The sequence below is a fragment of the Chloroflexota bacterium genome (assembly GCA_026710945.1).
In the GTDB taxonomy this organism is placed as follows: domain Bacteria; phylum Chloroflexota; class UBA11872; order VXOZ01; family VXOZ01; genus VXOZ01.
In genome coordinates this window covers 60,058-71,245 of the sequence record JAPOQA010000007.1, presented here as the reverse complement: position 1 = coordinate 71,245, position 11,188 = coordinate 60,058, and the positions used below count along the sequence as shown (strand labels likewise).

The 11,188-nt window shown below is 57.5% G+C and carries 11 protein-coding genes; 10 read left to right on the top strand and 1 reads right to left on the bottom strand.

What is annotated here, in order from left to right:
* The 10 genes from OXE05_01210 to OXE05_01165 all read left to right on the top strand — a co-directional run.
* A partial coding sequence (locus tag OXE05_01210; protein MCY4435935.1) for an IS5/IS1182 family transposase occupies nt 1-127 on the top strand: 127 nt, incomplete at its 5' end.
* Nucleotides 128-1,140: 1,013 nt separating this feature from the next.
* Nucleotides 1,141-1,833, top strand: a complete 693-nt coding sequence (locus OXE05_01205) for a PAS and helix-turn-helix domain-containing protein (GenBank protein ID MCY4435934.1) — start codon at nt 1,141-1,143, stop codon at nt 1,831-1,833.
* Nucleotides 1,834-2,983: 1,150 nt separating this feature from the next.
* Nucleotides 2,984-3,790, top strand: coding sequence for an ion transporter (locus OXE05_01200; protein ID MCY4435933.1), 807 nt, complete (start codon nt 2,984-2,986; stop codon nt 3,788-3,790).
* Between the two features lie 330 nt (nt 3,791-4,120).
* The gene (locus tag OXE05_01195) at nt 4,121-5,848 is read left to right on the top strand and encodes a purine/pyrimidine permease (protein MCY4435932.1); all 1,728 of its coding nucleotides are present in this window, start codon (nt 4,121-4,123) and stop codon (nt 5,846-5,848) included.
* Between the two features lie 92 nt (nt 5,849-5,940).
* Nucleotides 5,941-6,216, top strand: coding sequence for an antitoxin (locus tag OXE05_01190; protein ID MCY4435931.1), 276 nt, complete (start codon nt 5,941-5,943; stop codon nt 6,214-6,216).
* On the top strand, nt 6,213-6,614 hold the full coding sequence (locus OXE05_01185) for a type II toxin-antitoxin system VapC family toxin (protein MCY4435930.1): 402 nt from the start codon (nt 6,213-6,215) through the stop codon (nt 6,612-6,614). The genes OXE05_01190 and OXE05_01185 overlap by 4 nt, the downstream gene beginning before the upstream one ends.
* Before the next feature lie 537 nt (nt 6,615-7,151).
* Entirely contained in the window at nt 7,152-7,436 is a 285-nt protein-coding gene (locus OXE05_01180; protein MCY4435929.1) for a BrnT family toxin, read from the top strand.
* Nucleotides 7,433-7,708: a hypothetical protein gene (locus tag OXE05_01175; GenBank protein ID MCY4435928.1), complete on the top strand. Its 276-nt coding sequence runs from the start codon at nt 7,433-7,435 to the stop codon at nt 7,706-7,708. Before OXE05_01180 ends, OXE05_01175 begins: the two co-directional genes overlap by 4 nt.
* Nucleotides 7,709-7,786: 78 nt before the next feature.
* Nucleotides 7,787-8,941: a YbaY family lipoprotein gene (locus OXE05_01170; protein MCY4435927.1), complete on the top strand. Its 1,155-nt coding sequence runs from the start codon at nt 7,787-7,789 to the stop codon at nt 8,939-8,941.
* Nucleotides 8,942-9,557: 616 nt separating this feature from the next.
* Entirely contained in the window at nt 9,558-10,148 is a 591-nt protein-coding gene (locus OXE05_01165) for a phospholipid scramblase-related protein (GenBank protein ID MCY4435926.1), read from the top strand.
* A gap of 131 nt (nt 10,149-10,279) precedes the next feature.
* On the opposite strand, the gene OXE05_01160 is transcribed toward OXE05_01165, so the two are convergent.
* A complete protein-coding gene (locus OXE05_01160; GenBank protein MCY4435925.1) occupies nt 10,280-11,101 on the bottom strand; it encodes a methyltransferase domain-containing protein in 822 nt (273 codons plus the stop codon).
* Between the last annotated feature and the right edge of the window lie 87 nt (nt 11,102-11,188).

Below are 11,188 nucleotides of genomic sequence, written 5' to 3'. Positions count from 1 at the left end.
GGTGGAGAATGGCTTTCGAGACTTCAAGGAATGGCGGGCAGTGGCCACTCGCTACGCCAAAAAGACGGCATCGTACCTGGCTGCCTGCCAGATCCGGGCACTGGCCATTTGGATGAAATTACTTTGACGACACGCCCTAGGGTGCCCGCATTCTTATTGGAGCACAGCTCCCACTGCAGTGGCCGCTGTACGGTACAATTCAATCCACCTTGCTCCCGAGATTCTACTTGATGGCGCCCGTTGTCTACTAACACATGCGAGTGATTCTGTCGCTCTCGCGGCATCTGCCAATTCCTATGGCACGTCCGTTTAGCGATTCTGTGAAGTGATGTGCCGGCTTCCTCGAGTGAGAATCGTCAGTCGGAGCGCATACGGACAGTTTAGCCTGCTCATCTGCCCTCAGGCTCCAATGAGATCGGTCCCACCCCCTGCTGGCAGGCGAGTTAGATCCTCCACTCCCACAGGAGACCACTGCATAACCCTAGTGGAAGCGAGCGAATACTCTCTCCCGGACGCTGCTGAGTGAGGGTCCATTGAATCGAGTCTCTGCGCAGCAAAGCAAGACCCCGCGCCGGGTGGTGGTTTAGCGCGGGGTCTCGGGGATAGTGGATTGGGCGGAATGCTAAGTTAGTGATGCATCAGACATCCGAAGTGAGCGTTCATCCAAACGACCTCGGCGGCTGCCTGCGTGGTTTGACTTACCGTGAAGCACAGTACTTCGTCTGCGACGAACCATTGCATGCCCAGACAGAGTAATTTGCATAATTTTCCTCTATTAACAGTTCGTACAATTCATACTATCATCACAGTGTCCCAATTGTAGCATAGGTGTGTTATCCGTGCCAAGTCGACACTCCACTCGTGGATCGAGGCTATCATTTGAACTACTACAATTATACCCGAGCTTGAGTCAACTTGAGGGCCGTTGTGGTACTTACAACTATGAAATCGCGGTGCAACAGCCCTGGAATGCTTGAGCCGTAGACTGGTAACGCGATAAACGCTACCATAGCGTGGAATATGTGCTGGGACATAGTCGAATTGCATAGAGTTGTTCAGTCTCTGTTACAGATTGCGGCGGGTAGGCTTGCTCAACAAACGCGAGGTTCGTAGTCGGACGATTCATCGAGGAATGTGCTAATGACTGCGGCTGGGCTGCTTGGCGCATTGGCAACTGCATCCTGCGGCGCGTACGGCGTCACCGTGGACCAGACCATAGTCTTCTGGAATGGCGCAGCAGAACGAATATTGGGCCATACATCCCGCGAAGTACTCGGTCGCCGCTGCAACGAGGTCGTTGGTGGACTGGCTCAGGGCGCCCTAACTCCGCAGTGCTTGAAGGGGTGTCCCTCAATTCGCTATTTGCGGTCCGGCTTGGTGCCGGCCACCTCGCGGCTGCGGGTGCTTTGCTCCACCGGCGAGCGCAAGTGGGTCAATGTAACGTCGATGGTGGTGGCCGGCATTTTAAGAGACGCGCCCCTGCTGGTCCACCTCTTCAATGAAGAAGGAGAAGCGGAAGACTTTACAGAATCCCAAGCAACATTGCGGGAATCGCTGATAGCGGGTGGTGCTGACATCCTTTTGCACAGTCCTCCCAACCCCGGTCCTCCCCCATTGACGCAAACTCTGACAGAACGCGAGCAAGAAGTGCTGCGCTTGGTCGCGCTTGGCTGGGACACGCCAAGAATTGCCGGAGAGCTGGGCATTAGCCGGCACACGGTGCGCAACCACATCCGCAATCTGCGGCAGAAACTCAAGGCAAACTCCAAGCTGGAAGCGGTGATCACCGGCATTCGCCTCGGCATCCTGCCAGTCAGCAAACTTTCGCCATAGCGGGCGCGGGCTATCGCCCATGAGGGCGCGGGCTATCGCCCATGAGGGCGCGGGCTATCGCCCATGAGGGCGCGGGCTATCGCCCATGAGGGCGCGGGCTATCGCCCATGAGGGCGCAGGCTATCGCCCATGAGGGCACAGACTATCACCCATGAGGGCGCGGGCTATCGCTCAAGGGGACTTCGACTTCCGCGGAGTACTCAAGCCTCCGGAGACCTTTGGGTAACCCCGGCCGCATGCGCAAGAACTACTCCCTCTCCTTGGGGAGAGGCCTGGGGTGAGGGGAATTCTGCTTAACCCATCCTTTTACCAGCAAGACCGATACGCAAGAGTGCAACATCGAGGAAAAAGCTCCCAGGTTGCGGTAAATTCCCCCTAACCCCCGTATCGAGTACGGGGCAGGCTCTAACCCTCTCCCGGCGGGAGAGGGGAATTTTCCGTCCCGGCAAGGGTTGTGCAATGGTCTCCTTCGGGATAGCGGTATTGCCAATGCTAGTAAAAGCCTGCCGGCCCCCCCCCCCGATGTAACTAGATAGTTGGCCGTGCTGCTACCGCCGGCAGTATACGGCAGTGTTTTCGCGACTGGCTCGGCTTTGGCCGTACTCTATCGGCTTCTAAGCCTGGTGCCTATGTTTGCCCGGAGTGAACAGCATTCTCTCCTTTCACATCTCGGCGCATGTCAGGAAGACTACCGGTTTGCGCGAGTAAACTTTGCAAGCATCTCAGCACACTTCACCGTGCAAGCGCACTGCACTCACCGACCTGAATGCTACGGTCCTTTCACTCACCCCCATAAGTTGTGGCATAATGCTGGTGCGAACAACCCAGGAGATTCAATCGGGTTACATGAATTGCCGGCAGGCGAGCCCACAGACCGGCTTCCGGACTCAAGAAACCGCAAGCTTCCCTAGATTACTTTTAAGGCCGTGAGTGAAATGGTGCACACTCTTCAGTACGATACGGCTGGAACCGTAAGTTTACGTCTGCTGCCAACTATTGGTCGGGCTACTGCCACCCCGGAATCAAGACAGACGCATTCGGAATAGAGGCAAGGCGGGCTTGTAGGGCAGGACTCTTAGTCCTAGGCGCCATGTAACTCAAGCACCTGGTTCATACTCGTCACGACTATCAAGAGCAAGGTCAATCGACAATGGATACGATCACACAACTCGCCCAGCGAATAGCGAACGCACGCGCTTTTGAATTCGTGATAGTCGCCATTATCATCTTCAATGCCCTCTTGCTAGGCCTTGGCACTTCGCCTACGCTCGCCCGGCAGTATGGCGACTGGATGCAACTCGCGTATCAGATTGTCTTGGCCATTTTTGTCTTGGAAGCGCTGATCAAAATGGCAGCATCTACGCCGCGTGTTGGCGGGTACTTTCGAGACGGCTGGAACGTCTTCGACTTCTTGGTCATCGTGGTGGCTCTGATTCCGTTCACCGGACAGTTCGCTACTATCGCCCGGCTCGCCCGACTGCTGCGTGTGATGCGTCTCGTGTCAACTATCAAAGATTTGCGCGTGATCGTTACTGCGCTAGTCAACTCTATTCCAAGCGTGGGACACGTCATCATGCTGATGGGCATTATCGTATATATATACGCCATCATTGGAATTAATCTGTTCAGCGAGCATGATCCAGAGCACTGGCGCAACGTCGGGTATGCCGTCCTTACCCTCTTCAATATCATTACCTTCGATGGCTGGACCGATGTCATGTTTACCGCAATGGACCTCAATCCTCTGGCATGGGTCTATTTTGTCAGTTTTGTGGTGGTCGGCACCTTCGTCGTGATAAACCTGTTCATCGCCATCCTCATCGATAAGATTGGTGATGCCAAGCTGGAGCGAATCCTTGATCAAGAGAGACCTGTGACCAGGGAAGAGCTCTTGGAGGAACTCCGCGCCACCAAGGAAACGCTGCAAAGTCTCGAAAAGCGGATACAGGACGAATAGGCCGGCGCCGCGGGCTTCCGCCTCCAGCCGGACCACGGGCGAGACTCAATCCGGTTGCATGCCGGCGCTTCCTGGGATCGTTAGCGTGTTGGCACATGCCTCACCCGTCGATTGCTATGGATCCAGAGGCAAGCCGGCTTCCGGGCAGTTCCTTTGCACGCTGTCTACTTCAAGGCCCGGCTGCCGGCACGCAAGAGTCCTCGGTGCACCTTTGGGAAGCAAAGTCCCTGTTTGCAGTGGAAATAGCCATATCCTGCCGTCACTGAGTTGTATAATGGCTTGTATCACTGTCACAGAGTGTTTGGGAGGCAGCTCCAAATAGCTTCCACCGTGTCCCAGAATCCCCGTTACGAGGCGCATGAGAACCCGCCCTTCTTGGCAAGCGTAGGGTATGGGTTTCAGTTTAGTCTGCTTGCCTCCGCCACTCTCCTGGTAACTCCCGTTATCGTGGCTAAGGCCTCCGGTCGAGACGACTCCTACCTCATCTGGATGGTCTTTGCTTCCCTGATCGTGGTGGGCATCACGACGCTTTTGCAGGTTCGCCGCGTTGGCCCGGTCGGTGGTGGGGCCGTGCTGCCTATGTTCACGGCGGCCTTCTCCATCCCGTTCTGCATTACGGCGGTGGTCGATGGCGGGCCCGCGACATTGGGCATGTTGGTCATTGCCTCCGGCATCTGCCAGCTCATCATCTCGAAGTGGCTCTTTATCCTGCGGCGCATGGTTACGCCTACAGTCGGCGGCACGGTGATGATGATCCTCTCCGTTACGTTGGCATCGGTTGTCTTTGCTCTGCTGGACGAAGCATCGACTGCCGAACCAACGTCCGCGACCGTGACCGCGCTGGTAACGCTCCTTGTCGTTTCCGTGCTCACCTTTCGCGGCAATCCCGTGCTGCGCCTGTGGGCGGCTCCCATTAGCATTGTCGTCGGCTGCCTCGTTGCCGCCGGTTTCGGCACGTACGAGTTTGAACGGGTGCTGCAGGCGCCGTGGCTAGGTCTGCCTTCCGAAGTTCCGGACCTCACGCCCAATTTCGGCATCCCGTTCTGGACGATACTGCCGTCATTCGTCTTTCTGGGCATCATCATTTCAATTCAAGCCAACGGAGAATCTATCGCTCTGCAACGTGTTTCAAGCCGCGAGCCCAAAGCCATTGATTTTCGCCAGGTGCAGGGCACGCTGGCCGGTGGCGGCATCGGCAACATCCTCAGCGGCCTGGCGGGCGCGGTGCCGTTGATCATCCATCCGGGCACGGTGGCCTTCACCCAAGTGACCAGCGTTGCCGCCCGCCGGGTGGGGTATCTCATCGGACTCCTTTTCATTGTGATGGCCTTTGTGCCCAAACTCTCCGGTCTGCTCAGCACCATCCCCGGCCCTGTCATGGCAGGCTATCTCACGCTGGTAACGGGCACGCTCTTCGTGGACGGCGCGCAACTGGTCATTCAGAGCGAACAGAACCGCCAGAAAGTCGTCGTGGCAGGGGTTGCCTTCTGGGTCGGTGCCGCCTTCCAATTCAAGCTCTTCGCCCTGCCGGAGCTGGGACCGGTGTGGGATACACTGCTCAAGAGCGGCATTTCCACCGGCGGGTTCCTGGCCATTATCATGCTGCTCTTCTTGGAGTTTACCTCTCACCGCAGCATGCGCTTCAGTTCCCAACTCAACATCGATGCGCTGCCGGACCTCAACGAGTTCATCACCGAATTCTCCAAGAGCAGAGGCTGGAACCAAGCGATGACGGAACGCCTCATGGCAGTAGGGGAAGAAACTCTCCTCACCCTTGCACCGCTAGACTTGGAAGCCGAAGAAGAGGAGCACGACGATCGCCTGCTTGTCGTACTCGCTACCAGCGAAGGCCCCGTGGCAGACCTGGAATTCATTGGCGGCGGCGATGACGAAAACCTGGAAGACCGCATCCGCCAACTCCAACAACACGATTCCGAAACCCCCATCGAACAGGAACTCTCCCTCCGCCTCCTCCGCGGCTTCGCCGACTCCGTCCAGCACAAGCAATACCAAGACAACGACGTCATCACCGTCCGTGTCACCGCGCCTGAGTCTTAGTCCGCACCGCAATGTGAGGTAAGAGTTGACCCCCGCAGACAACGGTGTGTACCATTTATACACACAGTCGAATGCAAGAAAGAGGACGGGCAATGGCCAGAGTCCAGTTGATAATCCCCGATGAAGACCGTGACCGGTTCGTTCAGCAAGCGCGAAAGGAGGGCATGACCTTCAGCGCATGGCTGAGAGCCGCCGCTCGTGCCCGGCTCGAACAACGACAGCGTGTCGAGCGGTTCGAATCGCCGGAGGACCTGAAGCGGTTCTTCGCAGAGTGCTCCGATCGTGAAGGTCCCGGCAGAGAACCGGATTGGGAAGAGCACCTCCGGACACTCCGCGAATCGATCACCAGCGGCCTCCCCGGCGTATGATCTTTGTAGATGCCAACGTCTTCATGTACGCGGTTGGGCGCTCGCACCCATTGCAAGCTCACGCTCAAGAGTTCTTTGCAGACTCACTGCGCAATCACACGCCGCTCTTCACCTCGGCAGAGGTTATCCAAGAGTTGATGCACGTCTACCTGCGGGTTAACAGGACGCACACCTTGGACTCGGCGTTGGAGTTAGTGGACCGAGCCAGTGTCCAAGTATGGCCGCTGGAGGAAGCCGACCTCACTCTCGCCCGCCAACTCCATGACCGGCATCCCACCCTTAGTGCCAGAGACTTGTGCCATCTTGCAAGCTGCCGGAGGCGAGGCGTGCATGAGATCATGACCTTCGACCAATCACTGGCTGCCGCCGGCTTGAAACTGACCGGGAACCCTGAGTGACTTCCGGCTTTGCTAGAGCTGTCGAACAGTCTCTACCTCTACCCCGCCTTCATACCCTCCGGCGTCCCCTGGATTGAGCCAGGCAGAGGCCTGCCACGTCTGGCATCGTAACTGTTAGCCGCGAAACTATCTTCACCCATTGCACCCACAAGCCCCAACCCCTGCGGCCGTAAGCGGAAATCCGGGTTGACATCCTTCGCTGGGAGTGCGGGCGTCTCGCCCGCAGCCTGCGGCCGTTGGAGAAAACCCGGGCTGATATACTGGCGCTGGAGCAGGAAACTGAAGGCCTGCTGACAGAGATACTGGCTGACCATAGCCCGTGAGCGCGCAGCTTTGAGAGTATCCGGCCAAGTCCACGCCGCATGAGCAGCATTTCTCACTCCTCCGCAAGCGGGAGCCCAAGCAGGTCGTGTCCACGCCGTGTGAGATGACCGCTCTCATCTTGCGCCATTGTCCGGCGCGGCCGGTGCAAAATCCCGTGTACTATGGATGGAGCATTGTGTTGCCAAAATGCACACGTTATGCAATAATTGACGCATGAGCGTCAGCTTCGACTGGAGCACGGAGAAGAACCAATGGCTCATCGAGCAGCGTGGGCTTTCGTTCGAGTTCGTGGTCTCCGCTATTGAGCAAGGCAACTTGGTAGACGTGTTGGAGCACCCAAACCAGGATCGCTACCCGGGGCAAATGATCTACGTCGTGGATTTAGATGACTACCTTCATCTTGTGCCATTCGTCACGCAGGCTGACGGCACACGCTTTCTGAAGACGATTATTCCCAGCCGGAAGTCGATGCGAGAGTATCGGAGGAGACTACCGTGAACGACGAGACAAACGCGGAAGAGCGTGACATTCTCGCTCGCTTTGAACGGGGCGAGTTGCATTCCACGCCTGACGCTGAGCGCGAGGTCGAGACCGCCCGTCAGGCGGCGCGAAATACGTTCAACAAGACTAAGCGCGTGAACCTGCGTGTAACCGAGCGCGACTTCAACCTCGCTCACTCCCGCGCCCGGGAAGAGGGCATACCCTATCAGACCCTGCTCTCCAGTGTGATTCATAAATACCTCTCCGGTCGGCTGACCGAGAAACGCTAGCCCATCACCGCATCGATTACGGCGCATAGGAGCGACACGAATCTGGTCTCAACACTATTGTGAGTTTGGGGGTTATTGGTGAAGCTTTACACTAGTCGGACTCTACTTCTGACCGTTGGAATTCTGGTCTTCTTACTCGTAGCCGTTGGCTGTCAGACCGCGCCGGGGTCGATGGATGGGACATTGGAGATTCCCTCCGGCCGAGAGCCGAATGCGGTGGTGAGTGGGACGGTGACGTATCGGGAGCGGATTGCGCTCACGCCGGGGGCGAGGCTGGTGGTGGAGCTGCGAGACGTGTCTTTGCAGGACGCCGCGGCGCCGCTCATCGCGCGGCAGACGATTGAAAGCCCCGGTCAGGTGCCGATCGCGTTCAACGTGGAGTACAACCGCGACGATATCAACTCCCGCAACACGTATGCGATACAAGCCAAAATCATCGAATCCGACGGCCGGCTCGCCTTCATCAACGATACCGCCTATGACGTCATCACCCGCGGCAATCCCACTAGGGTCGACATGCTCCTGGTATTGGTGGAGCCGCCGCCCGATCAGATAGAGGAAGGGCAGGACTGGCGCACGTGGGTGGAGGCGCCGGCGCCGGTGCTATGGGCCAACCTGATTCCAAACGAAGCCGATCACTTCCTGCGGATAGCCTATTACCAGTCAACCATCGAGGGCTGCGCCCGTCCCGGCAATGAGGGACTGAGCGTTGCGGGCACCGACATCATTGCCCGGGTTACGTTAATGCAGCCGCCACCAACCTCGTGGGCCATTTCGTGCCACGAGCAGGTGGTGGAACTCGACACGGTGTTACCGGTTGATGCCGCTCTCGAACCGGAACAAACCTATCGCGTCATAGTCAACGATCGAATAACGACGACGTTTTCTCTGCCGAGGGTAGGCTTCCCCGCCTCGGAAATTCGAGAATCGCCAATTGAGCACACAGAGATCGAAGTGCTAGAGCGCACGCCGACAGAGTACCAACTGCGCGTCGTTTCCGGCATGCCCAGCGGCAGTTGCTCGCACTTCAACGGGTTCGAAATCCGGCGGGACAACTCCAACGCGATTGACGTCCGCATCACCCATCACTACGTCGTGGATAGAGATGTCGCCTGCACAATGGACTATCCCATTATCGAGACCGTCGTCCCTCTCGGTTCCGACTTTGAGCAAGGTGTGGAATACACCGTGAGTGTAAACGGGGAAAACAGTCAGACGTTCGTCGCGCGTTAGCCAATCTCTGTAAGTTCCTTGGGACGTTCTTCTGGCGTGGGTTTGCAAGGCGTTTGGAACTCTAAGCCTTTTGTCGTCACTAGAAGCTATCTCATAAATCGGCTCGATACGCCAACTCGTGCTTCGACCCTTCGGCAAAGCCTGTACTGAGCTTGTCGAAGTACTCAGGACAGGCAAGGGCTTCGCGCAGCAGGCTTCGCGCAGCAGGCTTCGCGCAGCCCTCAGCACGAACGGGTTTTTATCTTTTTCGTTCGCCCTGAGCCTGTCGAAGGGCAGGTTCACACAGAGCGATGTGTTTATGCGATGAGTTCTAGTTGCACTGCAAGCAGATATGAAGTGTGTGCCAGTCCGCAGGACTTTGCACAGCCCAAGATGTCGGCGGATCGACCTCTTTCCTACATGCGGAAGAGACGAGCCTGGGCCTGAGCAAGTATAATCAAGCTAGATTGCTTCAACTAACCCTCCTCGGTCACACGCCTCCGAGCGACCATATCGAACACGCTGACCGTGCCGCCACAAAGAGAAGCGTCTATCTTTGGTTGCTTCGTCCCACCTGAAAGCCAAGTAGTGAAGCTCGCCGTTGAGCAGCCCCGTATGCCGGGGCATTGGAGGCCACATGACTGATCTCTCCCAGCACCCGGAACTCTACGTCCGCCAGGAAATCGAGCACCTGGAAGTCTTTACGGGCCTGGAGACCCAGAACCGCTACAGCGTGAGAACGCCCGGTGGAGTGCAGCTTCTCTATGCCTTCGAGGAGTCGGGCCTGCTGGGGCGCAACGTCCTCAGCTCCCATCGACCTCTGACAATCCACGTGGTGGACCGGAACAACACGGAAGTCATCAACGCCAGCCGGAGCTTCTTCTGGTTCCTCTCCCACCTGCACGTCAGCGACGGCGCGGGCCGGCGCATTGGCTCAATGCAGCGGCGCTTCTCACTCCTCACGCGCAAATTCGATCTGATGGACGCAACAGGCAGCGTAGTCGCGGAAATGCGCGGACCAATCTTCCGGCCCTTCACCTTCATGGTCTACCAACAAGGGCAGGAAATCGGCCGCGTAACGAAGCAGTGGAGCGGCCTCGGCCGGGAGGCCTTCACCGACGCCGACACGTTCAAAGTGGAAGTGGACACCGGCCGCGCAGACCAGGACTTCTCGCTGCTCATGCTCGCCAGCGCGATCTCGATTGATCTGGACTTCTTCGACAAATAGCCGCGTGGCTGCCTGCTAAACTCCCTCACGTGCCAAGGAGTATTCTGCTTCTGATTGGGCAATCATGAGCATGTGGCATAGGCAATTGCGCTCGGTGTGGCTGAGATGAAGTCTAGCCCACTCAAACGCGCCTAGGGGCTCGTTGCCATGCATTCGCCAAACGCGAGGGCTGCCAAGCCGCCGGGAAGGTCTTTCCACTCGTCAAGATCCTTGCGCCACTCGTCGAACTGCTCGCGCGTAGCCAGACCGTGCTTGGTTGCCACCTCCACGATTTCGGGGGCGATGAACCAGTCCAGCACAAACTGACAGAAGAATCCCACTTCTTGCGCTGTGCCAAAAGAATCAAAAGAAGCAGCCCCGCGCACATCAACAAAGCCTGCCGCGAGAAAGTGCGCCCTTAACTCCTTTCCCATCTCCGGATGGCCGCCATTGCCCGCCAGCAGCATGGCAAATGTGTTCCAGGCAAACCGCATCTTGTCCTCTCCCGGTTCGATAAAGGAGGACGAGACGATGATTTCGCGACTGAAGATGAGACCGCCCGGCTTCAATACGCGTCTTGCCTCGTTCAACGCCGCTGCGGTATCCGGCACGTGGGTGAGGACGGTGTGGCAAAAAGCAACGTCAAAGTAGTCGTCTGCAAAGGGCAGCTTCGTCGCGTCCCCTACGTGGAAGGTCGCGTTGGCGTGACCGCCGGCTTTGGCGGCAGAGCGAGCGATGGCAATCTGAGACTCTTCCATGTCGATGCCGTGAAACTCACCGGGCTCGACCGCTTTGGCAAGACCAACTGAAATCGTCCCCGGACCACAACCAAAATCTAGTAGCCGCTGGCCCGGCTTGAGGTGGGGAAGCAGCCGCGCAGCATGTGTCTGTGCGCTGCGTTCGTCGAGAAGCTGGAGGAACTCCTCGCCATAACCCATCGTGTAGGAGGATTCCGCCGGGGTCTGATCGGACATCATGCATACTCCTTTGTTGCTAACATCCAAATGCGCAAACTCTGCACTGCGATTGGCCACGGGTGCTCCCATTCTAAGCGACGGATT

What these genes read in the sequence shown, in the direction of transcription:
- OXE05_01205 (MCY4435934.1), top strand. Translation starts at nt 1,141, where the DNA reads ATGACTGCGGCTGGGCTGCTTGGCGCATTGGCAACTGCATCCTGCGGC.
- OXE05_01200 (MCY4435933.1), top strand. Translation starts at nt 2,984, where the DNA reads ATGGATACGATCACACAACTCGCCCAGCGAATAGCGAACGCACGCGCT.
- OXE05_01190 (MCY4435931.1), top strand. Translation starts at nt 5,941, where the DNA reads ATGGCCAGAGTCCAGTTGATAATCCCCGATGAAGACCGTGACCGGTTC.
- OXE05_01185 (MCY4435930.1), top strand. Translation starts at nt 6,213, where the DNA reads ATGATCTTTGTAGATGCCAACGTCTTCATGTACGCGGTTGGGCGCTCG.
- OXE05_01180 (MCY4435929.1), top strand. Translation starts at nt 7,152, where the DNA reads ATGAGCGTCAGCTTCGACTGGAGCACGGAGAAGAACCAATGGCTCATC.
- OXE05_01165 (MCY4435926.1), top strand. Translation starts at nt 9,558, where the DNA reads ATGACTGATCTCTCCCAGCACCCGGAACTCTACGTCCGCCAGGAAATC.
- OXE05_01160 (MCY4435925.1), bottom strand. Translation starts at nt 11,101, where the DNA reads ATGTCCGATCAGACCCCGGCGGAATCCTCCTACACGATGGGTTATGGC.